We start from the raw sequence: 24,956 nt of genomic DNA, 5'->3' as shown, positions 1-24,956 counted from the left end.
TCACCGTCCGTAGGCGATCGCTTACGCAGGGAAGGACCACCATGCGGCGCAAGCACAGCGCACAGAACTCCGGAGGGCGGCGCCTCGCCGCGGTCGCCGCGGCGGGGACCGTGGCGCTCACCGCCGCGGGCGCCGCGCTGGTGGCCTGCGGGACCGGCCGCGCGCGTCCCGGCGCCGCACCGGGGCTCGGCGCCGGCGACCAGCCCGGCCCGACGCGGCGGCCCGACGCGATCAGGATCGCGCCGGTCGACGGCGCGGGGCGGGCCCGGCCGGACCGGGGCGTGACCGTCGTCGCCACGCGCGGCACGCTCACCAGGGTCGTCGTCCGCGCGAAGGGCGACGCGACCGCCGAGCCCGGCCGGTTCTCTCCCGACCGGCGGAGCTGGCGGACGCGCTGGCCGCTCCGTCCGGCCACCGCCTACACCGTCGTCGGCACCGGGACGGGCGACGCGGGCGAGCCCACGACGGCGGTCAGCCGGTTCCGGACGCTGAGCCCCGCCGCCACGTTCGCGATCACCGAGGTCACGCCGCGGCCCGGCGAGCGGGTCGGCGTCGGCATGCCGCTCATCGTCACATTCGACCGGGCGATCACCGATCGGGCCGCCGTCGAACGGTCCCTCCGGCTCCGCATGAGCAGGCGCGTGACGGGCGCCTGGAACTGGACCAGCGGACGGCAGGTCGTCTTCAGGCCGCGCCGCTACTGGCCGGCGGGCCATCGGGTCACCCTCGTCGCGCGCACCACCGGCGTACGGGCCGCACCCGGTGTGTACGGGGCCGCCACGGGCACCGGCGACGCGTACACCAGCGAGTTCAGCGTCGGAGCCGCCCGCGTCAGCACCGTCGACGTACGCCGCCACCGCATGTCCGTCCGCGTCAACGGAGTGCTCGTGCGCAAGGCGGGCATCAGCGCGGGCAAGGGTGGGAAGCGCGCCTACACCACCACCAGCGGCGTGCACCTGGCGATGGGGAAGGGCGACCCGGTCGTCATGACATCGGGGTGGATGGGCGTCACCGACCGCAGCGACCCGCGCTACTACAAGCTCAAGGTGCGCCACGCGGTGCAGATCTCCGGCAGCGGCGAGTACGTGCACTCGGCGCCGTGGTCAATCCGCTCGCAGGGACGCGAGAACGTGAGCCACGGCTGCGTGAACGCGCCGCCGTCGTTCGCCCGGTGGTTCTACGATCAGTCACTTCGCGGCGACGTCATCAGCGTGAGCGGCACCGACCGCCCGCTGGAGCCGACGAACGGCTGGGGTTTCTGGCAGGTTCCCTGGAGCCGCTGGGTCGCGGGCAGCGCGCTCAAACGCCCGGCGCCCGTCGAGCGGTCGCGCTGAGGCTGTCAGACGATCGGGCGGCCCGTGCGGATGCGGCGACGCACGTCCCAGCGGTAGACGTTCCAGGGAAACTCGCGCACCGGGCGCGGAAGCACCCGGTTGACCCGGGCGGTCGTACGGACGTACCGGTCGAAACGGGCCTGGTCGCGGGCCGTCCACGGCGCGCCGAGCTCGTCGCGGAACACCTGCGGCAGGAACCCCAGGGTCAGGAGCCGGTTGAGCGGCCCGAGCACCGTCCGCACCGGAGCCGGGAGGAACGCCATGTCGGTGAGGTCCAGCAGATACCGGCGGGTGACCTCGTCCATCCGCACCCGCGCGAGCCCCTCTTGCCAGTACTCCTCGAACGCGGCGCGGTCGGCCGGCCACATGTCCTCGGTGACCTGGAGCGTGGTGCCGAACCGGGCGCCGTGCCGGTAGAACTCGTCCCTCATCCGGGCGCTCGGCTGGCCGTACAGCTTGATGTAGACGTCCTCGGTGCCCCAGTACAGGCAGGCGGCGACCCACAGCTGCAGGTCACGGCTGAACGCGTTGTACTTGACCGGGGCGCCCGGCTCCGACCGCACCTGCCGGTGGGCCTTGTCGACCTCCAGGCGCATCGCCTCGCGCTCGGCCTCGGTGCCCTGCATCGCGATCATGATGTAGCTGAGGGTGGTGCGCAGGCGCTTGACCGGATGCTTGTCCACCCGCCCGCTGTCGACCTTGCTCTCGGCCACGCCGCGGCCGACCGGCAACCGCGACAGCTGCATGATCACATTGGCGTTGGCCGCCGCGAGCGCGAAGCCGTTGACGGCCTCGCGGGCGATCTCCGGGATCTCGGGCACCGCGTGGCGGTGGGTCGCCGCGCCGGTCACTGCCATCGGGCCCTCACTTCCGTTGGGTTGGACGGGCCCACTCTTCCAAAGTAAGTGCTTGCTTGCAAGTCGCCCCGCCGATCGTCTTTCCTCGCCGCGGTCGATGAGTTTCGCTGTCCGGGGAGGTCCACCCCAAGGAAACTCTCCACGCGTCTCCACGCGTCTCTCGCCAAGGAGTGCGACATGAAGCTGGGCCTGCATCTGCCGATCTACGGGAACGACACGTCCCCCGAGGTCATCGCGCATACCGCCGAAGAAGCCGAACGGATCGGGCTCGACTCGGTCTGGACCTGGGAGCGCCTGCTACGGCCGACCGTGCCGATCGCCATGGGCGGCCCGGGCGGCCCCGTGATGGACCCGCCCGAAGCGTTCGGCAGCGTCTACGACGCCCTGGACACGCTCGCGTACGTCGCGGCACGCACCACGCGCGTCACCCTCGGCACCAGCGTGCTGGTCTCGCTCTTCCAGAACCCCGTCATCCTCGCCCGCCGGATCGCCACGATCGACCGGCTCAGCGGCGGCCGCCTCCTGCCCGGCATCGGCCAGGGCTGGATGGAGCAGGAGTTCACGGCCTCCGGCGTGCCGATGAGCCGGCGCGGCGCGGGCTTCGAGGAGCACGTCGCGGCCATGCGCGCCGTCTGGGGTCCGAACCCGGTCCGCTTCGACGGCCGCCGGTACCAGATCCCCGAGTCCGAGATCGGCCCGAAGCCGGTGCGGCCCGGCGGCCCGACGCTGCTGTTCGGAGCCGCCGTGCCGGCCTCGGTCGAACGCGCCGCGCGGCTCGGCGCCGGACTGACCCTCGTGATCTTCGACTGGGACACCATCCGCGAGACGATCGCCGCGTTCCGCCGCGCCGCGGAGGCCGCCGGCCACGATCCGGCCGCACTGCCCATCGCCATCCAGGTGAACGGCAGCATCTCGGCGCGGCCCGTCGACGAACGCGCGCCGGTCACCGGATCGCCCGAACAGGTCGCGACCGACCTGGCGGAGCTGGAAGCGCTGAACGTCGACCATGTCTTCTGGAACGACCCCGTGCAGTCCACGGAGGAACAACTCCACAATCTCCAACAATTGATAGCAAAATAGACAATTCAGACGGCCAACGCGCACATTTTCCGCGATCCGGATAACCGTGTGCAGGTCGTAATAGCGAAAGGCCACGAGACGGCACAGGAATAGGTAGTCTCCCCCATCGATCGCCCAGGCTTGAGTGAGGCAATGAGGGGGAAACGCCGCATGACCGCCGCCAGCCGAGCACAGTCCATCACGCGTTGGTCAGCCATAGCGTTCATGGCCGCCGCCGTCCTGACCGCCACCGCCGGAGGCTTCGCCCAGTCCTACGCCGGCCTCTACCACTGGGCGCTGGAGCACGGGCTGAGCGGCTGGAAGGCCGAGTCCTTCCCCCTGCTCGTCGACCTGTTCATCATCGTCGGCGAGCTGGGGCTGTTCCTGCTGGCAATCGACGCCTTCGTGCTCCACCGCCGCCGGTTCCTGAGCTGGCTCGACTTCGGCCTCCCGCTGTCGATCGCCCTCGCGGGCTGGACGGCCAGCCTGATCTTCAACGTCGGCCACGTCGGCGAGCGGGCGTTCTCGTACCAGGCCACCGCCGCCGTCCCGCCCATCGTCTCGATGCTCGGCCTCTTCGTCCTTCTGCGGACGCTCCATCGCTACGTCGCCGACGAGGACGGTGACGCCGAGCCGAAGCGCGACACTCCCGACATCCGCGCGGTGGCCCTGCACCAGGTCACCCTCACCCCGATCCGCAACACCGGCCCGTTCCTCCAGGTGCGCGCCCGTCCAGAACCCGCTCTGGAGCCAGGTACCTCCAGGCCGGACCAGAACGGCGCCACCGAAGCGAGCACGCCGGAAGAGCCGACCGGACCGGCAGCAACCGCCTCGACCGCAACGACCGCAGCGCCGGCCGCCGCACCGGAGAAGATCACGCCCACGGCCGAGAGTGCCCCGGCCCGGCCGGTCAACGGCACGGGCGCGGCCGTCCTGGCCCCGTCCGTCGTCATGAGCAGCACGAACGGTACGCCCGACGTGGCCGCCCCACAGGTCGATCAGGATGCGCTGCGCGGGGTCGTGATCGAGTCGCTGGAGCGCCACGACGGCGATGTCCCGAGCACGCTGGCCGAGGTCACGGGCAAGGGTTACCGCTGCGACGAGGCCGACGTACGCCGGATCAGCGCGAACCACTGGTTCCCCTACACCGTCTACCGGCTGCTCGCCCGGCACGATGGCGACGGCGACCTTGTCGCAGGCGTGCTCGCCGAGCGCGGTGTCGACTTCGACAAGGCCGCGCTCGACGAACTCGTCCGTTCCTGGCGGGTCTAGGGCGTGCCGCCTTGGCCGCGGCCGGGGAGGCGGGCGCGCGCCAGGTCGTAGAAGTAGCCGAGCTCGGCGATCCTCATGAGCCGGGCGGTGAGGACGTAGAGGAGCCCGCCGCCGATCCCGCCGATGAGCAGGGCCAGGAGCGCCGGCAACTGCTCGCCCGGGAGCCGGCTTGCGGCGAGGACGGTGGCGCCCGCGAACGCCAGGGCGGGCAGGGCCGCCAGGTGCAGCCGGACCAGGGCGCGCATGATCCGGCGGCCGTCCATGCCGCCCAGTCTCCGGCGCAGCACCAGGGCCGCACCCAGGCCTGCGACCAGGTAGAAGAGGCCGTACGACAGAGGCAGGCCGATCACCACCTGGTGGGGCGGGACGAACGCCAGGAGGGCGAAGGCGGTGGCGATCTGGGCGATGCCGGCCGGGACGGCGATCAGGCCGGGCGTCCGGGTGTCGCCGAGCGCGTAGAAGACGCGCATCAGCAGCTGGTGGAACGTGAACGGCAGCACCATCACCGCGAACACCATGAGGATCACGCCGATCCGGCGGGCGCCGTCCGGGGTGGTGCTGCCGTGCGAGAAGATCGCGACCGCGCCCGGGATGCCGAAGGCGAGCATGCCGAGCGACAGCGGCACCAGCAGCGCGCAGGCGAGGCGGAAGCCGCGTGACAGGTCGGCGCGCACGAGGTCGCGGCGCCCGTCGGTCACGTGGGAGCTCATCCGCGGCAGCAGCGCCGTGATCACCGAGACCGCGATGACCGCGTACGGCAGCTGGAAGACGACCAGGGCGAACTTGTAGACCGCCAGGCCGCTGCCCTCCACCTGATGCCCGGCCTCCGCGGCGGCACGTTTGCCGGCCCGCGTCGCCACGTTCGCCGTCACGAGCACCCCGGCCTGCACGACGGCCACGTACACCATCATCCAGACGGCGGTGCGCGCCGCCTCGCCGAAGCCCGACCCTCGCAGGTCCAGCCGGGGCCGCCAGCGGAATCCGGCGGTCCAGAGCGTCCAGCCGAGGATCGCGCTCTGCGCCATCGTGCCGAAGGCCGAGCCCAGCGCCAGCACGGTCAGCTGGCCGTCGGTGACGGTCGCCGCGGTCCGGCCCGCCCCGGCGAGCCACAGGTAGAACAGCGCCGCCGCCATCGTGAGGAGGTTGTTGGCGACCGGCGCCCACATCGCCGCGCCGAACCGGTGCCGGACGTTCAGCATCGTGCCGCTGACGCCGCTCACGCCGATGAAGAAGACCTGGATCAGCAGCAGCCGCGTGAGCAGCACCGTGACCTCGCGCTGGCGCCCCTCGTACTCGCCCGCGTACAACGAGATCAGCCAGTCGGCGGCGAGCACGGCGGCCACCGTCAGCACGAGCAGCGCGAGCAGGACGGCCGTGAAAAGCCGCTGCTCGGTGGCGTCGCCGCCGTCCTGGTCGAGCTTGCGCCGTTTGACGAGGAACGGAACGAAGACGCTGGCCAGCATGCCGCCGAGCAGCAGTTCGTAGACCGTGTAGGGGATCATCTCGGCGGCCTGGTAGGCGTCGCCCAGCAGCGTCGTGCCCAGCGCCGCGCCGATCGTGACCGTGCGCAGGAAGCCGGTGGCGCGGGAGAAGACCGTGCCGATCGCCATGACGGCGCCGGAGTGGGCGACGCCGGGCGGGGGCCGCTGGGCGACGGTGCCGATCTCGTCGCCCTCGGAGCCGGGCCGGTCCGCGGTGCCCGGATCGCCGACGTCGGCGGGATCGTGGACGGTGGTCAGGCCGGACTCGGGCTCGGTGGGAGGCTCCGCGCGTTCGGCCGCGTCCAGGATCTCCGGCATCCGCTGCCGATCGCCGTTCGCACCCCGCACCGGCATCACCCCATAAGCCCGAAAAGCTGAAGTATGCCGGACCGGGTCAGGACTCGGGGGGCAGCGGGGCCGCCAGTATCCCGAGCAGGATCTCGGTGAGCGGGTCCTGAAGTGCCGGGAGGCTCGCGGCGTCGCCCCTGCTCACGTACGAGAGGATCACCTCCGCGACGGCACCGACGGCGGCCAGATAGGTCTGTCGCGGGACGTCCGGCCATTCGGGGTGGCTCTTGGCGGCGTGCTCGCGCCAGCCGCGCATCAGGTCGGCGACCATGCCGTACCCCCGGTTGCGTCCCTTCAGCGCCTTCGAGCCGACGGCGGGCAGCTCGACCAGGATGCAGCGTGCGTACTCGGGCTCCTGCGCGCACAATTCCAGATAGCCGCCCACGCTCCTGCGGAGCAGCTCGCGCGGGGACGAGGCTCCCGGGAGCTTGCCCCGGGGCGACGTCATCAACTCGCGGACGATCGCCTTCTGGGCCTCGGCCATGGCGGCGAGGAAACAGTCCTGCAGATCGGTGAAGTGGTCGTAGAACGCCTTGCGGGACACCCGGGCGCGCGCGACGACCTGTGCGACGGTCGTGTTGGCGTATCCCTTCTCGGCGACCGCGGCGATCACCGCGCGAAGTAGCCGCTGCCGCTGCGCCTCCCGGACGACCGGGGCGGGCAGGCTGCTGCGGCCACGCGGGAGGCCGGGCCGGTTCGGGCCGTAGACCTCGGCGAGGCGCAGCCCGCCGGGTTCCGGTCCGTTAGAAGACGAACCCAGGTCGTCCACCCCCGCACTCAGCTCCCCGCGCTCGCGGCGCCTCCGGTCGGCCATGGCCCATGTCAGGAAAATCCTAGTCGGGCGCGCTCCGCCGGGCCGGTCCGCGATCTTCAGACTGTCGTGAAGCTCCTGAATTTCATTGAGTTGATAGGGTTTTGTAACTTCGCTCGACTCGACCGGCCTTCGGAGGCGCCGCGTGACGACGCCGTCAGATCCGTACGACGAGGCGCTGCTGCGGTTCGTCGAACGGTTCGCGATCGTGCTGGGCGAGAGCGGGATACCGCGCATGCCCGCCCGCGTCTTCGCCTTCGTGCTCGCCGACGACGCCGAGACCTACACCGCCGCCGAACTGGCCGCCGGCCTGCGGGTCAGCTCGGCCGCGATCTCCAGCGCCGTCCGCTACCTGGTGCAGACGGGGCTGCTCGGCCGCGAACGCCGCCCCGGGGAACGCGTCGACCACTACCGGGTCTACGACGACGATGTCTGGTCCGCGATCCTCCGGCAGCGCGAGCCCCTGCTCCGCCGGCACGAGGAGTTCCTGACCGAGGGCGCCGAGATGCTCGATCCGCAACGGCCGGGCGGGCAGCGGGTCCGCGAGACGCTGGAGTTCTACCGGTTCATGCGGGCCGAGTCGCCGCGCATGATCGAGCGCTGGCAGGAGCACCGGCGGCGGCACCGGCTGGGTCCCGAACACCACCACGACCGGCAGGACTCCGCCTGAGCGCATGGCGAGGGCGGGGCGGCCACGGCCGCCCCGCCCTCGTCAGCTCCGCTCAGGTCGCCACCGCCGCGACCGCGGGGGTACGCACCGCGCGGCGGGCGGCGCCGAGGGCCGTCCCCAAGGTCAGTGCCACCGCCAGCGCGACCACCCCGGCGTACACGGCGGGGCCGCCGTCGGGCAGCGCGGAGCCGAGCCGCACACTGGCGTACGGGAGGATCGTGAAGAGCGAGGCCACCGTTCCCAGCAGCACGCCCGTCACCGTCAGCACCGCGCCCTCCAGCGCCACCATGCCCAGCACCTGCCCCGGCGTGGCGCCCGCCAGCCGCTGCTGGCCGAACTCCCGGCCGCGGTACGCGGTGGCCGCGAGCAGCGTGTTGACCAGCATGATCGCGGCGAAGACCACGATCATCCCGATGACCACGAGGTTGAGCGTCTCGATGTTCTTCTGCTCGACGCTCTTGGCCAGGCCCGCGGCCTCCAGCGCGGCGTTCTCGGTGCTCTGCATGTAGAGCGTGCCCGTCGCGATGGCCGTGAACAGGACGATCGGCGTGAGCGCACCGGCCAGCCGGCCCGTCTGGCCGCGCAGGTTGCACACCGCGAGCTGGCCCGTCACCCCGCCCACCCGTTCGACCGTCCCCGCCAGCAGGGCGACGACCCGGCGGATCATGAACGGGCCGAGCAGCGCCAAGCCGACGGCGGCGTAGATGCTGGCCTGCCCGGCGGTGGACATCGCGTCGCTGCCCGCGCCGCGCATCACGGTCGCGGTCACGATCGCCAGGTCGAGCCCGAGGAGCAGGAACACCACCGCGCCGGCGACGCGCTTCCTGCTCATCCGGCCCGGGTCGACTGCCGCGTCCGCCAGCGACTCGGTCACCCGGACCCGGGCCGCCCGCCGCACCGCGACCAGTGCCGCGCCGACGGCCGCGACGAACGTGATGACCAGCCCCATCGGGACCGCGATCGGGCCGTACACGTACGAGACGTCCGCGTTCACCTGACCGGTCGACATCAGCAGCTCCAGCAGGCCGCGGCCCGCCAGCGCGCCCGGCACGACCGCGCACGCGACCGCCGCCACCGCCAGCAGCGCCGCCTCGCCGACGATCATCCGGCGCAGCTGCCCCGGCGTGGCGCCGACGCTCTTCAGCAGGGCGATCTCCTCGGCCCGCTGCCGGACCGACAGCGTCAGCGTGGAGGCGACGGCGAAGACGACCAGCAGCAGGCCCCACCCGCCGACCACGCTCGCCATCGTGACCATCGTCTCCCGCCCGGTCCCCGACGCCCCGCCGAGCAGCGCGGTGTCGTACATCGAGCCGAACGTCATGAGGATCGACGCGCCGAGGAACATCGACAGGAAGGCGGCGGCGAAACCGCCCGCGCGGAACCGCAGCGTCCGCAAGGCCAGTCCGAACATGTCACGCCACCGCCGGAACGAGCCGGTCGGACAGGTGGGTCATGCTCTCGGCGACCGCCTCGGCGGTAGGCGCGGTCATCCGGCCGACGATCCGGCCGTCTGCGAGGAACACCACGGAGTCGGCGTACGAGGCGGCCACCGGGTCGTGGGTCACCATCACCACGGTCTGCCCGTACATGTGCACGGCCTCCCGCAGCAGCGCCAGCACGTCCCGCGCGCTCCGCGTGTCGAGCGCCCCGGTCGGCTCGTCACCGAAGAGCACGCTCGGCCGCGTCACCAGGGCCCGCGCGATCGCCACCCGCTGCTGCTGACCGCCCGACAACTCCGATGGCCGATGGTGCAGCCGCTCCCCCAGCCCCACCCGCGTCAGTACGGCACGGGCCTGCTCAGGGTCGGCCTTGCGCCCGGCCAGTTTCAGCGGCAATGTCACGTTCTGCATGACCGTCAGCGCGGGCAAAAGGTTGAACTGCTGGAAGACGAAGCCGATCCGTGCCCGCCGGAACTTGGTCAGCGCCGCCTCGTTCCGCCCGGCCAGTTCCTCGCCGTCCACGAACACCCGGCCCGCGGTCGGCTGGTCCAGCCCCGCCGCGCAGTGCAGGAACGTGCTCTTGCCCGAGCCGGACGGGCCCATGACCGCCGTGAACGAACCCTTTGGCAGGGCCAGCGAAACGCCGTCGAGCGCGTTCACCCGGTTGCCCTCGGTGCCGTAGACCTTGCGCACCGACTCCAGCCGGAGCGCCTCCGGCGATCCGGTGCGCTCCTCTCCCTTTTGCCTGAACATCCCATACCTCCGAGCCGTCCCGCGCGCCTCTCGCGCCGTCAGGTACGAAGCTATGAGCGGGACAAGCCCGGGCACATGGACCCACCACGCCAATCGGGGTAGGCAAAACCCCACCTCAGGAAAGCACGCGCATCCGGCTCGGGAGCCGCTCGGCCGCACGGCCCGCCCGGCGCCGGTCTTCGGCGAAACGGTGGGCGTTGAGCACCGACAGCACGATGATCGTCGTGTTGCGGAGGGCGTCGCGCGTGGTGGCGCACGCGGCGCTGCCGCAGGTGCCGGGACTCCGGGCCGCGGTGCAGGTCCCGCAGCCCTCGGCCGTGTATTCGATGTTGAGGGCGAGCCTCAGGGCCATCTCGGCGAGAAGGTGCCGGCGTTCCCAGGCCAGCGGCGGCGTTCCGGCGCTGTGCAGGATGACGCGCTGAGCGATCTCACGGCACTCATGAGCGATCTCCAGCAGCTGCCGCGCCGCGACGGCCGAGGTCGCTCCGGTCGGGTGCCCGTCCACGCAGGCCAGCAGCGCCTGTCCAAGATCAGCAAGAGCGAGGGCCTGAGCTTGCTCGTTCATGGCGCCGTCTCCGAATCCTCCCGACACGGCCTGCGAGAGCAGCCTTCCCCGAAAGGTTCTCACACAACCCCGCACCGCGCGGCCCCCAATCATGAACGCTCCGATCGCCCAGCGCCCGGCGCCCGCCGCCCCGGTGAACGCCGACCTGCATGATTGCTGGATACCGGTGGTCATCCCGGAACTCCCCGGTATCGCCGCCGCCACGAAAATGGCGCCGCCCACTCCGCCATTGGCCGGTTCCCAACCGCCCAACGACGGGGACCCGCTGGTCCAAGACGAGGCCGAACCCCAAGACGTCGGCGCTCAAGCCTTCGCAAGATCGGGGAGAATGGGGGCATGGAGGCGGTACCGGAGGACTGGCAGCGGGCGCTGGCGATCGTGGCGCATCCCGACGATCTGGAGTACGGGGCGTCGGCGGCGGTCGCCAGATGGACCGCGCAGGGCAAGACCGTGGCGGAGGTGCTGGCCACGCGCGGCGAGGCCGGGATCGACTCCATGGACGCCGATGACGTGCGCGCCGTACGGACCGAGGAGCAGATCGAGGCGGCCCGGCGGGTCGGCGTCGACACGGTGGAGTTCCTCGATCTGGCCGACGGCATGCTGGAGTACGGGTTGCCGCTGCGGCGCGAGGTCGCCCGCGCGATCCGGCGCCACCGGCCGGACGTGGTGGTCTCGATGAACTTCCGCGAGACCTGGTCCGGCGGCGAGGGCTTCAACATGGCCGACCACCGGGCGCTCGGCCTGGCCGTGGCCGACGGCGTGCGGGACGCGGCCAACCGATGGGTGTTCCGCGACCTCGGCCTGGAGCCCTGGCAGGGGGTGCGCTTCGCGCTGTTCGGCGGTTCGCCGCAGGCCACGCACTACGTGGACGTCACCGGCCATCTCGAGGCGGGCATCGCCTCACTCCAGGCCCACAAGGTCTACTTCGACAACCTGGGCGCCGAGTTCGACGCGGCGGCGTTCCTCACCGAGATGGCCTCGGATCAGGTGGACGGCGTGACCCACGCGATCAGATTCGAGCTCATCGAGCTGTGAGGTCAGTGCCGGGCCATCGGCCCGGCACGGTCAGTGCCGGGCCGTCGGCCGCCGGCCCTTGTTGGACTTGTTGCGCTTGCGGCCACGGCGTTTGCGGGTGCGCTTCGACATGGCTCGATTGAGCACCTGTGCGGCCCGTCCGGCAAGACCCAAATGTGAGGTGGATCACTCTCAGGCCGCGACCAGCCGGGTCAGGGCGGTGACCGCGGCCGCGGCCACCAGCACGACGATCATCGGTGCCCGGAGCGCGACCGCGGCGAGGGCTGCTCCCACGCCGGCCAGCTTGGCGTCGACGTGAAAGCCCTCGGCGCCGCCGAACGTGTCATAGGCCACCAGGGCCGACAACAGCACCGCCGGCAGCAGCGCGATCACCGGCAGGGCCCACCGCGGCAGGTCGTGGCGGCCCAGCGCGGCGGGTCCCGCGCCCTTGATGACGAACGTGCCCACGGTCAGCAGCGCGATGGTCAGCCACACGGTCATCTGGCCGTCTCCTCCTTCTTCTTCCGTGCTCCGGAGTCCTCGCCGGGGATGAGGCCGATCAACGCGACGGCGGACGCCGCGATCACCGGCACGCCGGGCGGCAGGAACGACGCGCCCGCGAGGACGATCCCCACGGCCAGCAGGGCGGCGATCCGCGCCCGGCCGTCGCGCAGTTCCCCGCCGAGCAGCGCGATGTAGAACGCGGGGAAGATCGCGTCGATCCCGAACGCGTCCGGGTCGGGCAGCGCGCTCCCCGCGAGCACGCCCACCGCCGTGCCGCCGACCCAGGCCACGAACTGGACCGCCGTGGAGCCGAAGAGCAGGTTCCGGTCGTAGGTGCCGTCGTCGGCGCGGGCCAGCACGAGCCCCGCGTCCACGATCGCCTGGCCCTGCGCCGCCCGCCACAGCCGTCCGCCCCGGAACGCGGGCGCGAAGCCGAAGCCCATCGGCAGGAACCGGGCGTTCATCAGCAGTCCGGCGCCCGTCGCGGCCAGCGCCCCGCCGCCGCCCGCCAGCACCCCGAGCGCGGCGAACTGCGATCCGCCCGCGAAGACGATCGCGGACATCGCCACGGCGGCGACGCCTCCGATGATGGGCGCGGCCAGCACGCCGAACGAGACCCCGAGCGCCAGGGTCGCCGGGAACACCGGAACGGCGCGGCATGCCCCGCCTCGCAGCGTCGCGGACATGGAAGAGACCTCCGTAACCGGTCATCGCCGATAGGCGGTTATGGTCCCATACTTCCCGCTACGCCCAGAACATGCAAAAAGACCGCCCCCTTTCCGGCGGGCGGTCCGACATCACAAAACGTCACGGCCCGCCACGGGAACGCGGCGGGCCGTGCGAGTCAAGCGGTCGTGCGGTCAGCGCACCTCGGTGATCTCCGGGCCGCGCTCGAAGGGGTTGAAGGTCTCGACGGCCCCCTCGTCCTCATCCTCGCCCGCCTCGGAGAACTCCTTGGGGATCTCCAGCGGCAGCAGGTCACGGGGCGGCATCGGCGACTCGCCGCGGACCACGACGATGTTGCGGAACACGTCCTCCAGGACCTGCCACTGCTCCTCGTCCTCGACCGCGGCGCCCTGCACCACGGCCTGGAGGAACCAGCGGGGGCCGTCCACCCCGATGAAGCGGATCAGCTGCGGGGCCCAGCCCTGCTCGATGAACTCGGCCGGGATCTGTTCCTTGACCTCGTCCGGCATCTCCGCCAGGACCTCTTCGGTCAGCGCCGCGGGGACCATGGCGACGAGCTCGGGACCGAACGGCCCCTCGCCCTCCTGGGTCTGCCCCTGCGCCTCCTCCTCGATGTCCTTGGCGGTCTCGCGCCGGACGTCCTCCCAGATCCCGCTGCGCTTGGGAGCGGCGAACGCCTGCAGCTGCATGGCGCTCTCCTCGTACTGCACCAGGACCGCGACGGGCCGGCCGTCGAGGGGGTTGCCCTCCTCGTCGACCTCGGTGGCCTCGAAGTTGACCTGGAAACCGAGGCCGGGCGCGACCGGGACCTGCATGCACCCGAAGTCCAGGCGCTGCAGCTCGGGGAAGGACTCCTCGGAGTCCCACGGGCCGCCGTCACCCGGCGCGGTGCTCTCGGAAGCCTCAGCCTCGGCCTCGGCGGTCTCGTCCGCCTGCTCGTCGGTCAGCTCGGGCTCCTTAGCGGGCTCCTCAGCCTGCCGGCGACGTCCAAAAGCCACGACTCACGCTCCTTCTTCCCTGTGCTCATTATCCGCGAATCCCCCCGTGGAGCCGAACCCGTCGACTCCGCGGGCCGATCCGGGAAGCTCGGTGACCTCGTGGAACACCGCCTGCTCCACACGCTGCACGACCATCTGCGCGATGCGGTCGCCGCGCCGCAGCCTGACCGTGACGCGGGGGTCGGTGTTCAGCAGGGTCACCTTGATCTCACCCCGATAGCCGGCATCGACCGTACCGGGTGCATTGACAATGGTCACCCCAAACTTAGCGCCCAAACCGGACCGGGGGTGAATGAAAGCGGCATAGCCGTCCGGCAGCGCGATCGAGACCCCGGTCGGGACCACCGCGCGCTCTCCCGGCGGGAGCTCGACGTCGACGGCGGCGACCAGATCCGCGCCCGCGTCACCGGCGTGCGCGTACGACGGTACCGGCAATTCCGGATCGAGGCGCTTGATCAGCACATCCACCTTGCTCACGGTTCACCTCACGGGCTGACTGCAGGGTTGGAGCCGTTGACTGCACGGGCTGCCCGACCCTACCGAGAGCCTGGTGCTTCGCCGGGCCAAAACCGCCGCCGTGGGCGAGTCCGGGCGCCGCCCGGCGCACGTCTTCCTCGCCGTGACCCTACCTTGTCGTCGCAGGTGACCGGATGCGGCATGTTTAGCTGTGCGCAGGCACCGAAGCGCGTAGCGTCACTAGTGTCACTGCTCGTACATCCTGTACGAAGGGGCGCCGCGATGCCGCGTCAGGTCACCCATCGGTCCCTCGACGGCATCCGGGTTCGAATGTCCGGTTCGCACGATCTATCCCGCCCGTACACGTCGGTGGCCAGGATCGCCGTCGGCGACCGCCTGCACGAGATCTCCAGTGGCGGGCGCGCGGACGCCCGCGCGTGGGCGGCGGACCTCGGGGTCCGCGCGTTCGACCAGGAGTTCACGATCCACGGCGGCGTGCTCCGGGTCGGCCGGACCAGCGTCGCCGATCCCGACACCCGGGTCGCCGACGAGATGCTCGCGGCCGTCTGGGAAGGCCGCCGCCACGCGGTCTTCACGCACCTCTACCACGCGCGCCCGGCCGACGCGGTGGTGTTCTTCGCCGGACTGCGCCTGACCGAGCACGCCGACGGCGTCGTGGCGGTGCCGCGCGGGCGGCGCGTGCGCCGGCCCGAGCCCGCCGAGCTGGTCAAGGAGGTCCCGGGCGTGGGCCTCCTGGAGATCACCGCGCTGACCGCGCGGACCCGCGGGCGGCTGCCCAAGTGGCGCGGCGCGCAGGTGGCGAGCGGTGAGCTCTTCCGCGACGACATCGACGGCCAGGGGCCCTACTTCCTGCTGGCCACGCGCTCCCTGCTGGTGACCGTGCTGCCCGACGACGAGCGGGCCCCCGAGGTGCCCCGGCGGCTGGCCGGGCTGTCGATCGAGGCGATCCGCTGATGGGCGATCTGCTGGCCGTCATCGCGCTGGTCGCCGTTCCGCTCGTGCTGCTCGGCTCGCTGGCCGGGCACGTCGCGCGACCCGGCGTGCTCGCCGCCGCGCTGCGCGCGCACCGCACCGTGCCCGGTGCCATGGTCGTCGCGGTCGCGGGGCTGGTGGGGTTGACCGAGGCCCTCCTGCTCGGCGAGGTGGTCGTCGCCCTGGTCTGGTGGGAACCGGCGCTCCTGCGCGCCGGGATGGTGTCGGCAGCGGCGCTGCTGGCCGTCTACGGGTCGTATTCGGCCTTCGTGACGCGCAGAAGGCCCCCCGGGGTGCCGTGCGGCTGTGCGGGGAAAGAGACGCCGATGACGGGCTGGGTCACGGCACGCGCGGTGATGCTGGGTCTCATCGCGGTGGCCGGGGCCGTCTTCGGGCCGCCACAGGAGCTCCAGCCCTACCAGGTCGTCATCGGCTGCTTCGCGGGCCTGGCGTTCACAGTGATCGCGTCGGTCGTGTCGGAGGCCATGATCTACGAAGGAGGCACGGGCCGGTGAGCTTCCAGGACAGCGCCCTGCTGCTCTCGTGGGTGGCGATCGTGCTGCTCGCGCTCGTCGTCGCCGGGCTCGTCCGGCAGGTGCACGCGCTCGGCCAGGCCCGGCCCGTGCCGGGCGGCCGGAGCCCGCTCGGCCTCGCGGCCGGCACCCGGGCGTCCGGCTTCGACCGGCTCGGCCCCGGGCTGATGCTCTTCCTCGACACCGGCTGCGGGGTCTGCGCGAAGGTGCTCGACGCGGCCGGGGCGCTGGACCGCCCCGTACACGCGGTCTTCGCGGGTGCCGCGCCGGCGCCGGCGGCGCCCGGGATCACGGTGCTCACGGACGAACGGGACGGGCTCTTCCTCGACCACGCCGTCCCGGCCACGCCGTTCGCCGTGCTCGTCGACGCGGGCGGCCGGGTGCGCGCCGCGGAGCCGGTCGGCTCCGCCGAGGCGCTGTGCGAGCTGCTGAGCGACAGCGACACGGAGGTGCCACGATGACCGTCGCCGACCTCGACACGTTGCGGCTGGAAGACATCCCGCCGCTGCGCGGGCCGCGGCCGGAGGGCGCCGAACGGGTCCGCCGCCGCGCGCCGCGCGCCGCCGGCGCCGACACCGCCGGGCCGGGCCGTCGCGCCATCCTGCGCGGGCTGGCCGCCACGGGCGCGTCGCTGGGACTGGCCGTGCTCGGGATCTTCCCGCAGGCGCGGCAGGCGATCGCCGCCGGATTCAGCCTCGGCGGCGGCTACCACATCTACGGCCGCTGCCCCTCCTACGCGGCCAACCACAACTGTTCCCCCGGCTGCGGCCCGAGCGTCGTGTGCCCGACCTGCTGCCGTACGTCCGGGCGATACAAGGGCTACCACAAGTCCGGCAAGTCCCACCCCGGCTACTACCGGCTCCGCCCCAACCAGTGTTACCGGGGAACCTGGGACGGCTGGCTCTGGTCGTACTCCAGGCGCTGCGGCAACTGCCGCCGGGGCGTCACCTGGCGCTGCCACGACGGGTGGAAGAAGTCCCGGCGCGGCGCCTGGTACAAGACGATCTGCCGTAAGGCCACGAGTTGCCGCAACTGACGGGCACCCGCCGCGTCCGCGCCGCGTTCACCGACCCGCTGCCGGCCGTCGCGGCACTGGCGCTGCTCGCGGTCGCGGCCGCCGCCCTGCAGGCCACGGTGCTGTGCTGGGCCTCGGTCGGCGCGCTGGCGGGCTTCGCGCTGTCCGGCTCGGTTTGAACCCGCAACTCGGAGGCCGTCCTCTTCTCGCCAGGTTGGCGGGGTCCGGCACGGCAGGGCGAGGTCCTTGCCGTCTTCACCCTCGGGCTGCTGCTCGGGGGCACCGTCAGCGCCCTGGTCGTGTGGCTGCTGTCCGGTCTGGCCGCGCCGTTGCCGCCGCCGGCCCGGACGGCGCTGATCATCATGGTCGCCGCCGTCGGCGCCGCGCGCGAACTCGGCCTGGTGTCCGTCCCGCTGCCGCAGAACGCCCGGCAGATCCCGCAGGAGGTGCTCCGGCTCCGGCTGCGGCGCGGCTCGCTGCGCTTCGGCTTCGAGCTGGGCACCGGCATCCGTACCTACGTCTCGGCGAGCACGCCGTACGTCCTGGCCCTCGGCCTGCTGCTCAGCCGGCAGGACCCGCTCCCGACCGTCCTGGCCGGAACGGCGTTCGGAGCCGGCCGGGCGCTCAGCGCGGCGCTCACGCTCTGGTCGGGCGACCCCGAGCGCGCCGCCACGATCGCCGCCCGGATGCCCTGGATCAAGAACACCGCCGCCCTGACCACCGTGGCCGCCCTCGCCGTCCTTCTGCTCACCTGACGTTCAGCACCGCCTGACGTTCAGCACCGCCTGATGTTCAGCACCGCCTGACGTCCGGCATCGCCTGACGGGAACCTCTGGGCGCTCCCGCCCGTCAACAGAGCGAGAAGGCCGCCGAGAGAGGTCCGCCCGTGTTCTGGTCGCTGCTGGTCGCCGTGCTGCCGCGGCTCCTCGGCATGGCCGACACCGGCGGCGGGCTGCTCACGCTGGCGACGGTCACCGTCGCGGCGTTGCTCCTGCTGGCCGCGGCGCAGATCCCGGCGGCCCGCCGCCACTCCCGCGCGTCCCTGGCCAGGGTCCGTACGACGCTGCGCGAACGTACCCTGCGCACGGCCTTTCTGCCCCAGCGCGACCCCGACGCGGCGGGCCGTCCCCGCCCCCGAGCCCCCGGCTTGAAGATCACTCTCGCTCGTTGATCTTCATTTCTTTCCTGCCGGAGGGTCTTCTCCCATGTTCCTGCTCGACGTACCCGTCTCCGTCGCCTACGACCTCGTCACCGGGCTGGCCGACGCCCTGTCCCCCGTCACCGGCGACCTCGCGACCGTCGCCGCGATCGTCGTCTTCACCGCCGCCGTACGGCTCGTCCTGCTGCCCCTCGCGGTCGCGGCGGCACGCGGCGAACGCACCCGGATGCGCCTCATGCCCGAGCTCCAGGCACTCCAGAAGAAACACTCCCGAGACCCGCAGCGCCTGCGGCGCGAGACCGCCACCCTCTACGAAAAGGAAGGCGCCACGCCGCTGGCCGGATGCCTGCCGATGTTCGCCCAGCTGCCGTTCTTCTTCGTCATGTACCGGCTCTTCATGTCAGCCACGGTCGCCGGCCACCAGAACATCCTGCTCTCGCACACCCTCCTGGCCGCGCCGCTCGGCCAGAACTGGATGAGTGTCCTCGGCGCCGGTCTGTTCTCTCCCGCCTCGCTGGTGTTCCTCGGCCTGTTCGCGCTGCTCGCCGCCGTGGCGTGGTGGTCGTCCCGCCGGGTCATGGCCGAGGGGCCGATGGCGAACGTGGCCAGGCTGCTGCCGTTCGGTACCGTCGTGACGGCGGCGTTCGTGCCGCTCGCCGCCGGGATCTACCTCCTCACTACGACGGTGTGGACGGCCGCCGAACGCGCCGTTCTGCACCGCCGCGTCATCGCCCCCGTTTGAACGGACGTCACCGCTTCCTTGACGGCGGGGCGGCAAGCCGGATTCGATGGAAACCGAACGATATTCGGGCACAACGGCACGAGGACGGTGCGGCGTGGCGACCGAGACACTCGATCCGACCATCGACCTTTCGGACCTGCAGTTCTGGGGCCGGCCGCAACGAGAGCGGCTGGCGGCGTTCGCGGCCCTGCGCGCGCTCGACCGGCCGGCGTTCTTTCCCGAGCTCAAGCTGCCGTTCATCAAGCACGGAGCGGGTTACCACGCCCTCGTCCGGCACGCCGACGTCGTCGAGGCCAGCCGCAACCCGGAGATCTTCAGCAGCGAGCCGTGCTCCAACAGCATCGCCGACCTGCCCCGCTACATGGCCCGCTACTTCGGCTCGATGATCAATATGGACGACCCGCGGCACGCCAAGATCCGGCGGATCGTGTCGCGGGCGTTCACCCCGCGCGTGCTGGCCAAGCTGGAGACCGACCTGCAGGCCAGCGCGACCCGCATCGTCGACGACCTGCTGGCCGGCGGGCCGTGCGACTTCGTGACCGAGGTGGCGGCGCGCCTGCCGGTGCAGGTCATCTGCGACATGATGGGCATCCCCGAACGCGAGCGCCCGATGGTGTACGAGCGGACCAACGTCATCCTGGGCCTGGGCGACCCGGAGTACACCGGCGGCCGGGAGTTCGTCAGCACGGGCATCACCCGCAGCGGCGTCCTCTTCGGCCTGACCAAGGCCATGACCGCGGGATACGAGCTCAACCACCTGGCCATGAAGCTGGCGCGCAGGCGCCGCCGCGAACCCGGCGACGACCTGGTCTCCGCCCTGGTCACCGCCAACGTTGACGGCGAGTCCCTCACCGACCAGGAGATCGGCTCGTTCTTCATCCTGCTCGTCGTGGCGGGCAACGAGACCACGCGCAACGCGATGTCGCACGGCCTCAAGCTGCTGACCGACAACCCCGAGCAGCGCGCGCTGCTCCTGGGGGACTTCGACGCGCACATCGCCGGCGCGATCGAGGAGATCCTGCGGATGGCGACCCCCGTCATCCAGTTCCGCCGGACCGTGACGCGCGACCACGTGATGAACGGGCAGCGATACCGGGCCGGCGACAAGGTCCTGCTCTTCTACAACTCGGCCAACCGTGACGAGGCCGTCTTCGCGGACCCGGACACGTTCGACATCACCCGCTCGCCGAACCCGCACGTCGCCTTCGGCGGCCCCGGCCCGCACTTCTGCCTGGGCGCCAATCTCGCCCGGCGCGAGATCACCGTCATGTTCCGCGAGCTCTTCACCCGCGTGCCCGAGATCCGCGTCGGCGGGCGTCCCGACCGGCTGTTCTCCAACTTCATCAACGGGATCAAGCATCTGCCCTGCACGTGGTGAATCACTGACGGTGGACGATCACATGCACTAAGGTGCAAGTCGCCCCCGTCGTGATCATCAGGAGTCGTCCCCCATGTCCGATCCGCTGCGCCCCGAGGACCCTCAGGCAGTGGGACCGTACCGGCTCTCCGGACGGCTCGGCATGGGTGGTCAGGGCGTGGTCTACCTCGGTGCGGGCGCCGACGGGACGCCGGTCGCCGTGAAGCTCCTGCGCGAGGAGCTCGCCGCCGACGCGCGCGTGCGCGAGCGCTTCATGAAGGAGATCGCCGCGGCGCGCCGGGTCGATCCGTTCTGCATCGCGCAGGTCCTCGACGCCTCGCTCGACGGCCCGCGCCCGTACATCGTCACCGAGTACGTCGAGGGGCCGTCCCTGCAGCAGGCCGGTCCCCGCGCGAACGCGGCGGCCCTCCAGCGGCTCGCCGTCGCCACCGCCACGGCCCTCGCCGCGATCCACCAGGCGGGCATCGTCCACCGCGACTTCAAGCCGTCCAACGTCCTGCTCGGCCCGGACGGCCCGCGCGTCATCGACTTCGGCATCGCCCGCGCGAGCGAGGCGCCGCTGACGATGACCAGCAGCATCATCGGCACCCCCGCGTACATGGCACCGGAGCAGTTCGAGGGCAAGACCGTCGGAGCTCCCGCCGACGTGTTCGCCTGGGGCGTGGTGATGGTCTTCGCCGCGACCGGCGAACCCGCGTTCGGCGCGGACACCCTCCCGGCCGTCATGAAGCGCGTCCTGTCGGACACCCCCGACCTCAGCGGCCTTCCCGAACCGCTGCGCACGACCGTCGGCGCCTGCCTGGCCAAAGACCCCGCCCAGCGGCCGAGCATGCAGGACGTCCTCCTCCGGCTCCTCGGCTCCGCGCAGCAGACGGCCGCTCCTGCGGACGCCGACGCCACTGTCGTCGACCGGCCACGCACCCCCGCTCCCCAAGGACAGCACTTCCAGCAGCCAGGCCCCGGGCAGCAGCCACAGCGGCAGCAGCGGCAGCGCCCGCGGCGGCGGCCCGCGCTCGTCCTCGGCGCCGGCATCGGCGGCGGTCTCCTGGCGGCGGCCGCCGCGGTGGTGCTCGTCGTCACCCAGCTGACCGGCGGCTCCGGCTCCAAGGACCCCGAATCCACCGACGCGGCCGGCGTCTCCGGGAACAACCCCCAGCAGAACGGCGGCGCGCCGAACTCGGCGACCGGCGCCGGCAAGACGGGGAACGGCTCCGGAAAGGCCTCTCCCGGTGCCGGCAACGATCCGAAGGCGGGCGGAGGACGCACCAACCCCTCCCAATCCCCCGGCGCGGGAGGCGGCGGTTCCAACCCGGGAGGCGGCTCGGACGGCGGCGGCAACCCGGACGGCGGCTCCGGGGGGGGCGGTGACGGCGGCGATGGCGGAGGCGGAGGCGGAGGCTCACAGCCCCCGCCGACGGCGAGCGCACGGATCGCGTACTTCAAGGTCGGCAAGTCGGGCTGCAACCCGAAGGGCTACCCCATGGACTTCAAGTACAGCATCGCGACGGACAAGAACCCGACGAAGGTCGAGTACGCCCTCTACTTCGACGGCCGTCTCGGAGTGGGCCACCCCATCAGGACCACCGCCGACCCCAACTGGACCATCTCCAACTCCCAGACCGAGGACACGGCGGGCACCCACACCTACCGGATGGTGCTCCTGAGCCCGGTCCGCGCCGAGCGGACCGTCACCGTCAAGGTGTGCTGACCAGGTCGAGGACCTCCGAGAGGGACGCGATCCGCGGACCGCTCCATTCGACGGGCTCGAAGCGGTGGTGCTCGGTGCCCTCGTCGAGGACGCGCACGGCGGTCATGCCCGCGGCGGTCGCGCCGGCCAGTTCGTCGCTGCCGCCGTCACCGACGAAGAGGCAGTCGGCGGGCTCGACGCCGAGGCCCTCGCAGGCGAGCGCGAAGATGCGCGGGTCGGGCTTCTTGAGCCGGGCGGTGAAGCTGAAGACGGGCACCTGGACGTAGGGCGCGACCTCGACCGTGGACCATTCGTCGGGGAGTTCGTCGGTGCAGTCGCTGATGAGCGCGGTGTTCACGTTCCACTCGCGCAGCGTCCGGAGCGTGCTGACCGCGTCATGGCGCAGGCCGCGGAACGTGCGTTCGCCGGTGCGGCGGATCTCGGTGGCGGCGGCGATCTGCGCGGCGGACGCGGGGACGCCGAGGCGCCCGGCGACGTCCGCGAGGGCGGTGGCGAAGTCGCCCATGGCGCCGACGCAGCGCTCGGGCCAGGTCTGCCACCACAAGGTGCGGAACTCCTCCGGCGGCGCGCCGATCGCCTCGGCGACCGCCGTGATCGCCGCGACGCGCTCCGCGGGCGGGCTGGCCACGGTCAAAGTACCGAAAAAGTCGAAGACCACCGCTTTGTAACGCACGACCGCAGCGTACCGGGGTCTCAGGTCACCGCGACTAGGGCATCAGTCCCAGGCGTTCGGCCAGACGGGCTCGGTGATGGCGCGGCGGGCCGAGAAGGAGCTCACTGCTCTTGGCACGCTTGTAGTAGAGGTGCGCGTCATGCTCCCACGTGAAGCCGATACCGCCGTGGAGCAGCAGGTGGTCCTTGGCCACCTGGAAGTAGGCACGGCCCAGATAGGACTGCGCGAGAGCGGCGGCGACGGGCAGCTCGTCCGGGTTCTCGTCGGCGGCCCAGGCCGCGTGGCGCACGATCGACTCGGCCTGTTCGAGGGTGCAGTGCATGTCCGCGAGCTTGTGCTTCACGCCTTGGAACGAGCCGACGAAACGGCCGAACTGCACCCGCAGCTTCGCGTACTCCACGATCACCTCCAGGCAGCGGCGGAGACCGCCCAGCTGCTCGGCGGCGAGGGCGACCGAGACGAGGTCCAATGCACGGGTGACGGCGTCGTTCGCGTCGTCCGGGCCGAACCGGCGCGCCGGCGTGGCGTCGAACGTCAGCGTCGCCTGCGGGCGCGTCAGGTCGAGGGTGGTGAGGGGCGTACGGGTGAGCCCGGGGGCGCCCGACTCGACCGCGAAGAGCCCGATGGGCGCGAGACCGTCGCGCACCTCGTCGGCGAGCGGGGCGGCGACGAGCACGAGATCGGCGTCCGCCCCGTTCACGACGCGGGGCGCCGGGCCGCTGAGCTCGTGACCGCCGGGGGTCGCGCGGGCGCCCGGCATCGGGTCGCCGAGGACCGGGACGGCGAACGTGGCGACGGCCTGGCCGGCGGCGATGCCGGGAAGGAGATCCTTGATCGCCTCCTCGTCGCCCGACTCCAGGAGGACGTTCGCGGCGAGGACGGCCGAGGCCAGGTAAGGGCTCGGGGTGAGCGCCGCGCCCAGTTCCTCCATGACGACCGCGACCTCGGCATGGCCGGCGCCGGCGCCGCCGAGGGACTCGGGCACCGCGAGCGCGGCGAGGTCGAGCTCGCCCGTCATGCGGGTCCAGACGTCCGGGTCGTACGGGACGGGCGACTCGGCGATCTCGCGCACCCTGGACATCGGAGCGGTGTCGGCGAGGAAGGCCCGCACGGAGGCGGCCAGTTCCTTCTGGTCATCGGTGAGGATCAGCTTCATTCGCCCGCCTCCTTCGCCTGGGTGCCGACCTTGAGCTCGCGGAACGGCAGCGCGCGATCGACCTGCGGCTCGCGCGGCAGCCCGAGGACCCGGTCCCCGATGATGTTGCGCATGATCTCGTTGGTGCCGCCGCCGAGCGCCATGCCGGGAGCCCAGGCGAGCGCGCGGGCGATCTTGCCCTCGTCGTCGTAGGCGACCGCTCCGGGACCGAGGATCTCGCTCGCGACGTCCGCACCGGCCAGCGTCAGGTCGGCGAGCAGCAGCTTGGCGATCGAGCCGCGCGCGCCGGGGAAGATCCCGGCCTTGACCTCCTGGGTGAGGCGGGCGTTGAAAAGCTCGAACGCCCGTTCCTGCGAATACAGGTCGAGCAGCTGGTCCACCACCGCGGGATCGGCGAGCAGCCCGCGATCGCGCGCGGCGGCCGACAGCGCCTCGAACGAGGCGGGACGCTCGGTGCGGGCGGCGCCCATGCCGATCGACACCCGCTCGTGGAGCAGGGTGGTGACGGCGGCGGACCAGCCCTCGTTCACGGTGCCGACCACCTGGTCGGGGGCGACGCGGACGTCATCGAAGAAGATCTCGTTGAAGTGCGACTCGCCGGTCATGTCGCGCAGCGGGCGGACGGTGACGCCCGGGTCGTGCATGTCGATGATGAACATCGTGATGCCCTTGTGCTTGGGCACGTCCACGTCCGTACGGGCGATGAGCAGGCCGTAGTCGGCCTGGCGGGCCACCGAGGTCCACAGCTTCTGCCCGTTGACCACCCAGGCGTCGCCGTCGAGGACGGCCCGCGTCTGCAGCGACGCCACGTCCGACCCGGCGCCGGGCTCGGAGAACATCTGGCACCAGATCTCCTCGCCGCGCAACAGCGGCCGCAGGTAGCGCCTCTTCTGCTCCTCGGTGCCGATCGACACCAGCGTCGGGCCGCACATGCCGAGCCCGATCCCGAAGACCCCGACCGGGAGCGTGACGTCGCGCGCGGCCTGCTGGAACACCCGCTCCTCGGCGGCCGACAGACCCTGCCCGCCGTACTCGGCGGGCCAGGTGATGCCTGAGTATCCGGCGTCGTACAGCTCGGCCATGAACGCGCGGGCGGTGGGCAGATCGGGCTCGCGGGGCAGGTCGCCGGCGTTGGCGTCGAGCCAGGCTCGGGCGCGGCGGCCGTACTCGTCCAGATCCGTCACGGGCGGCTCCTCGATGAGACGCTGTCAGCGGACACTTACGCTAACGCCTGCCCGCGGAAAATGGAATGACGTTCGGTCCCCGCGTACGCCCGGAACCGAGGCGGGAACGCGCAGTGTGACGGGCCCTGGACAAGCAGAAGATGTCGGACGTGTTGCGCCAGCGATTG

The 24,956-nt window shown here is 71.9% G+C and carries 29 protein-coding genes; 15 read left to right on the top strand and 14 right to left on the bottom strand.

Features of this window, described 5'->3' with window-relative positions:
- The first annotated feature begins 41 nt into the window (after positions 1–41).
- The gene (locus tag ABD333_RS09165) at positions 42–1,334 is read left to right on the top strand and encodes a L,D-transpeptidase (RefSeq protein ID WP_344539611.1); all 1,293 of its coding nucleotides are present in this window, start codon (positions 42–44) and stop codon (positions 1,332–1,334) included.
- Between the two features lie 5 nt (positions 1,335–1,339).
- On the opposite strand, the gene ABD333_RS09160 is transcribed toward ABD333_RS09165, so the two are convergent.
- On the bottom strand, positions 1,340–2,191 hold the full coding sequence (locus tag ABD333_RS09160; RefSeq protein WP_344539609.1) for an oxygenase MpaB family protein: 852 nt from the start codon (positions 2,189–2,191) through the stop codon (positions 1,340–1,342).
- Positions 2,192–2,368: 177 nt separating this feature from the next.
- Here ABD333_RS09160 and ABD333_RS09155 point away from each other — a divergent pair, with 177 nt between their 5' ends.
- Positions 2,369–3,271: a TIGR03619 family F420-dependent LLM class oxidoreductase gene (locus ABD333_RS09155; RefSeq protein WP_344539607.1), complete on the top strand. Its 903-nt coding sequence runs from the start codon at positions 2,369–2,371 to the stop codon at positions 3,269–3,271.
- A gap of 204 nt (positions 3,272–3,475) precedes the next feature.
- Entirely contained in the window at positions 3,476–4,522 is a 1,047-nt protein-coding gene (locus ABD333_RS09150; RefSeq protein ID WP_344539605.1) for a DUF2637 domain-containing protein, read from the top strand.
- On the opposite strand, the gene murJ is transcribed toward ABD333_RS09150, so the two are convergent.
- Together murJ and ABD333_RS09140 are read right to left on the bottom strand one after the other, a co-directional pair.
- The gene (murJ, locus tag ABD333_RS09145; protein ID WP_410557686.1) at positions 4,519–6,357 is read right to left on the bottom strand and encodes a murein biosynthesis integral membrane protein MurJ; all 1,839 of its coding nucleotides are present in this window, start codon (positions 6,355–6,357) and stop codon (positions 4,519–4,521) included. The two genes, ABD333_RS09150 and murJ, sit on opposite strands and share 4 nt — an antisense overlap.
- 40 nt (positions 6,358–6,397) lie before the next feature.
- Positions 6,398–7,165, bottom strand: coding sequence for a TetR/AcrR family transcriptional regulator (locus tag ABD333_RS09140; RefSeq protein ID WP_344539602.1), 768 nt, complete (start codon positions 7,163–7,165; stop codon positions 6,398–6,400).
- Between the two features lie 142 nt (positions 7,166–7,307).
- Between ABD333_RS09140 and ABD333_RS09135 the strand changes: the two genes are divergently transcribed.
- The gene (locus ABD333_RS09135; RefSeq protein WP_344539600.1) at positions 7,308–7,832 is read left to right on the top strand and encodes a GbsR/MarR family transcriptional regulator; all 525 of its coding nucleotides are present in this window, start codon (positions 7,308–7,310) and stop codon (positions 7,830–7,832) included.
- Between the two features lie 52 nt (positions 7,833–7,884).
- Here the strand turns inward: ABD333_RS09135 and ABD333_RS09130 are convergent, their stop codons facing one another.
- The 3 genes from ABD333_RS09130 to ABD333_RS09120 all read right to left on the bottom strand — a co-directional run bounded on the left by ABD333_RS09130 (position 7,885) and on the right by ABD333_RS09120 (position 10,589).
- On the bottom strand, positions 7,885–9,243 hold the full coding sequence (locus ABD333_RS09130; protein WP_344539598.1) for an FtsX-like permease family protein: 1,359 nt from the start codon (positions 9,241–9,243) through the stop codon (positions 7,885–7,887).
- A 1-nt stretch (position 9,244) separates the two neighbouring features.
- Positions 9,245–10,024, bottom strand: coding sequence for an ABC transporter ATP-binding protein (locus ABD333_RS09125; RefSeq protein WP_344539596.1), 780 nt, complete (start codon positions 10,022–10,024; stop codon positions 9,245–9,247).
- 115 nt (positions 10,025–10,139) lie between these two features.
- Complete coding sequence (locus tag ABD333_RS09120) at positions 10,140–10,589, bottom strand: hypothetical protein (protein ID WP_344539594.1); 450 nt, start codon at positions 10,587–10,589, stop codon at positions 10,140–10,142.
- Positions 10,590–10,925: 336 nt separating this feature from the next.
- On the opposite strand from ABD333_RS09120, the gene ABD333_RS09115 reads away from it, so the two are divergent.
- Positions 10,926–11,624, top strand: coding sequence for a PIG-L deacetylase family protein (locus ABD333_RS09115; protein ID WP_344539592.1), 699 nt, complete (start codon positions 10,926–10,928; stop codon positions 11,622–11,624).
- Positions 11,625–11,654: 30 nt separating this feature from the next.
- On the opposite strand, the gene ABD333_RS47820 is transcribed toward ABD333_RS09115, so the two are convergent.
- From ABD333_RS47820 to dut, 5 genes are all read right to left on the bottom strand, one after another.
- The gene (locus ABD333_RS47820) at positions 11,655–11,735 is read right to left on the bottom strand and encodes a hypothetical protein (RefSeq protein WP_486303483.1); all 81 of its coding nucleotides are present in this window, start codon (positions 11,733–11,735) and stop codon (positions 11,655–11,657) included.
- A gap of 60 nt (positions 11,736–11,795) precedes the next feature.
- Entirely contained in the window at positions 11,796–12,104 is a 309-nt protein-coding gene (locus ABD333_RS09110; RefSeq protein ID WP_344539590.1) for an AzlD domain-containing protein, read from the bottom strand.
- Complete coding sequence (locus tag ABD333_RS09105; RefSeq protein WP_344539588.1) at positions 12,101–12,793, bottom strand: AzlC family ABC transporter permease; 693 nt, start codon at positions 12,791–12,793, stop codon at positions 12,101–12,103. The genes ABD333_RS09110 and ABD333_RS09105 overlap by 4 nt, the downstream gene beginning before the upstream one ends.
- A gap of 174 nt (positions 12,794–12,967) precedes the next feature.
- Positions 12,968–13,792 carry a DUF3710 domain-containing protein gene (locus ABD333_RS09100; protein ID WP_344539587.1) on the bottom strand — a complete coding sequence of 275 codons (825 nt, stop codon included), beginning with the start codon at positions 13,790–13,792 and terminating at the stop codon, positions 12,968–12,970.
- Positions 13,793–13,795: 3 nt separating this feature from the next.
- Positions 13,796–14,269 (bottom strand): dUTP diphosphatase, encoded by a 474-nt coding sequence (gene dut, locus ABD333_RS09095; protein WP_344539585.1) that lies wholly within the window; start codon positions 14,267–14,269, stop codon positions 13,796–13,798.
- Positions 14,270–14,530: 261 nt separating this feature from the next.
- Here dut and ABD333_RS09090 point away from each other — a divergent pair, with 261 nt between their 5' ends.
- The 10 genes from ABD333_RS09090 to ABD333_RS09045 all read left to right on the top strand — a co-directional run bounded on the left by ABD333_RS09090 (position 14,531) and on the right by ABD333_RS09045 (position 21,776).
- Positions 14,531–15,223 carry a hypothetical protein gene (locus tag ABD333_RS09090; protein WP_344539583.1) on the top strand — a complete coding sequence of 231 codons (693 nt, stop codon included), beginning with the start codon at positions 14,531–14,533 and terminating at the stop codon, positions 15,221–15,223.
- Entirely contained in the window at positions 15,223–15,756 is a 534-nt protein-coding gene (locus ABD333_RS09085) for a MauE/DoxX family redox-associated membrane protein (protein WP_344539581.1), read from the top strand. Before ABD333_RS09090 ends, ABD333_RS09085 begins: the two co-directional genes overlap by 1 nt.
- Positions 15,753–16,235 (top strand): hypothetical protein, encoded by a 483-nt coding sequence (locus tag ABD333_RS09080; protein ID WP_344539579.1) that lies wholly within the window; start codon positions 15,753–15,755, stop codon positions 16,233–16,235. Before ABD333_RS09085 ends, ABD333_RS09080 begins: the two co-directional genes overlap by 4 nt.
- Positions 16,232–16,810: a hypothetical protein gene (locus tag ABD333_RS09075; RefSeq protein ID WP_344539577.1), complete on the top strand. Its 579-nt coding sequence runs from the start codon at positions 16,232–16,234 to the stop codon at positions 16,808–16,810. Before ABD333_RS09080 ends, ABD333_RS09075 begins: the two co-directional genes overlap by 4 nt.
- A complete protein-coding gene (locus ABD333_RS09070) occupies positions 16,798–16,968 on the top strand; it encodes a hypothetical protein (protein WP_344539575.1) in 171 nt (56 codons plus the stop codon). Before ABD333_RS09075 ends, ABD333_RS09070 begins: the two co-directional genes overlap by 13 nt.
- 120 nt (positions 16,969–17,088) lie before the next feature.
- Positions 17,089–17,544 (top strand): hypothetical protein, encoded by a 456-nt coding sequence (locus ABD333_RS09065; RefSeq protein WP_344539573.1) that lies wholly within the window; start codon positions 17,089–17,091, stop codon positions 17,542–17,544.
- Positions 17,545–17,675: 131 nt separating this feature from the next.
- The gene (locus ABD333_RS09060) at positions 17,676–17,960 is read left to right on the top strand and encodes a DUF6412 domain-containing protein (protein ID WP_344539571.1); all 285 of its coding nucleotides are present in this window, start codon (positions 17,676–17,678) and stop codon (positions 17,958–17,960) included.
- A gap of 34 nt (positions 17,961–17,994) precedes the next feature.
- Positions 17,995–18,690 (top strand): YidC/Oxa1 family membrane protein insertase, encoded by a 696-nt coding sequence (locus ABD333_RS09055; protein ID WP_344539569.1) that lies wholly within the window; start codon positions 17,995–17,997, stop codon positions 18,688–18,690.
- Positions 18,691–18,784: 94 nt separating this feature from the next.
- Positions 18,785–20,068, top strand: coding sequence for a cytochrome P450 (locus tag ABD333_RS09050; RefSeq protein WP_344539567.1), 1,284 nt, complete (start codon positions 18,785–18,787; stop codon positions 20,066–20,068).
- 73 nt (positions 20,069–20,141) lie between these two features.
- The gene (locus ABD333_RS09045) at positions 20,142–21,776 is read left to right on the top strand and encodes a serine/threonine-protein kinase (protein WP_344539565.1); all 1,635 of its coding nucleotides are present in this window, start codon (positions 20,142–20,144) and stop codon (positions 21,774–21,776) included.
- Here the strand turns inward: ABD333_RS09045 and ABD333_RS09040 are convergent.
- From ABD333_RS09040 to ABD333_RS09030, 3 genes are read right to left on the bottom strand one after another with little or no spacing between them, the layout of a single operon-like run.
- Positions 21,763–22,449, bottom strand: a complete 687-nt coding sequence (locus tag ABD333_RS09040; RefSeq protein ID WP_344539563.1) for an HAD family hydrolase — start codon at positions 22,447–22,449, stop codon at positions 21,763–21,765. The genes ABD333_RS09045 and ABD333_RS09040 overlap by 14 nt on opposite strands.
- 34 nt (positions 22,450–22,483) lie before the next feature.
- Positions 22,484–23,605: an acyl-CoA dehydrogenase family protein gene (locus tag ABD333_RS09035; RefSeq protein ID WP_344539561.1), complete on the bottom strand. Its 1,122-nt coding sequence runs from the start codon at positions 23,603–23,605 to the stop codon at positions 22,484–22,486.
- Positions 23,602–24,789, bottom strand: a complete 1,188-nt coding sequence (locus ABD333_RS09030; protein ID WP_344539559.1) for an acyl-CoA dehydrogenase family protein — start codon at positions 24,787–24,789, stop codon at positions 23,602–23,604. Before ABD333_RS09030 ends, ABD333_RS09035 begins: the two co-directional genes overlap by 4 nt.
- Positions 24,790–24,956 lie beyond the last annotated feature (167 nt).

It is taken from the genome of Actinomadura fulvescens (assembly GCF_039533225.1).
In the GTDB taxonomy this organism is placed as follows: Bacteria; Actinomycetota; Actinomycetes; order Streptosporangiales; family Streptosporangiaceae; genus Spirillospora; species Spirillospora fulvescens.
This window is presented reverse-complemented; position numbering and strand designations above follow the sequence as displayed.

What these genes read in the sequence shown, in the direction of transcription:
- ABD333_RS09115 (WP_344539592.1), top strand. Translation starts at nt 10,926, where the DNA reads ATGGAGGCGGTACCGGAGGACTGGCAGCGGGCGCTGGCGATCGTGGCG.
- ABD333_RS09125 (WP_344539596.1), bottom strand. Translation starts at nt 10,024, where the DNA reads ATGTTCAGGCAAAAGGGAGAGGAGCGCACCGGATCGCCGGAGGCGCTC.
- ABD333_RS09130 (WP_344539598.1), bottom strand. Translation starts at nt 9,243, where the DNA reads ATGTTCGGACTGGCCTTGCGGACGCTGCGGTTCCGCGCGGGCGGTTTC.
- ABD333_RS09165 (WP_344539611.1), top strand. Translation starts at nt 42, where the DNA reads ATGCGGCGCAAGCACAGCGCACAGAACTCCGGAGGGCGGCGCCTCGCC.
- ABD333_RS09120 (WP_344539594.1), bottom strand. Translation starts at nt 10,589, where the DNA reads ATGAACGAGCAAGCTCAGGCCCTCGCTCTTGCTGATCTTGGACAGGCG.
- ABD333_RS09035 (WP_344539561.1), bottom strand. Translation starts at nt 23,605, where the DNA reads ATGAAGCTGATCCTCACCGATGACCAGAAGGAACTGGCCGCCTCCGTG.
- ABD333_RS09055 (WP_344539569.1), top strand. Translation starts at nt 17,995, where the DNA reads ATGTTCCTGCTCGACGTACCCGTCTCCGTCGCCTACGACCTCGTCACC.
- ABD333_RS09075 (WP_344539577.1), top strand. Translation starts at nt 16,232, where the DNA reads ATGACCGTCGCCGACCTCGACACGTTGCGGCTGGAAGACATCCCGCCG.
- ABD333_RS09140 (WP_344539602.1), bottom strand. Translation starts at nt 7,165, where the DNA reads ATGGCCGACCGGAGGCGCCGCGAGCGCGGGGAGCTGAGTGCGGGGGTG.
- ABD333_RS09045 (WP_344539565.1), top strand. Translation starts at nt 20,142, where the DNA reads ATGTCCGATCCGCTGCGCCCCGAGGACCCTCAGGCAGTGGGACCGTAC.
- ABD333_RS47820 (WP_486303483.1), bottom strand. Translation starts at nt 11,735, where the DNA reads ATGTCGAAGCGCACCCGCAAACGCCGTGGCCGCAAGCGCAACAAGTCC.
- ABD333_RS09155 (WP_344539607.1), top strand. Translation starts at nt 2,369, where the DNA reads ATGAAGCTGGGCCTGCATCTGCCGATCTACGGGAACGACACGTCCCCC.
- ABD333_RS09160 (WP_344539609.1), bottom strand. Translation starts at nt 2,191, where the DNA reads ATGGCAGTGACCGGCGCGGCGACCCACCGCCACGCGGTGCCCGAGATC.
- ABD333_RS09110 (WP_344539590.1), bottom strand. Translation starts at nt 12,104, where the DNA reads ATGACCGTGTGGCTGACCATCGCGCTGCTGACCGTGGGCACGTTCGTC.
- ABD333_RS09150 (WP_344539605.1), top strand. Translation starts at nt 3,476, where the DNA reads ATGGCCGCCGCCGTCCTGACCGCCACCGCCGGAGGCTTCGCCCAGTCC.
- murJ (WP_410557686.1), bottom strand. Translation starts at nt 6,357, where the DNA reads ATGCCGGTGCGGGGTGCGAACGGCGATCGGCAGCGGATGCCGGAGATC.
- ABD333_RS09090 (WP_344539583.1), top strand. Translation starts at nt 14,531, where the DNA reads ATGCCGCGTCAGGTCACCCATCGGTCCCTCGACGGCATCCGGGTTCGA.
- ABD333_RS09105 (WP_344539588.1), bottom strand. Translation starts at nt 12,793, where the DNA reads ATGTCCGCGACGCTGCGAGGCGGGGCATGCCGCGCCGTTCCGGTGTTC.
- ABD333_RS09085 (WP_344539581.1), top strand. Translation starts at nt 15,223, where the DNA reads ATGGGCGATCTGCTGGCCGTCATCGCGCTGGTCGCCGTTCCGCTCGTG.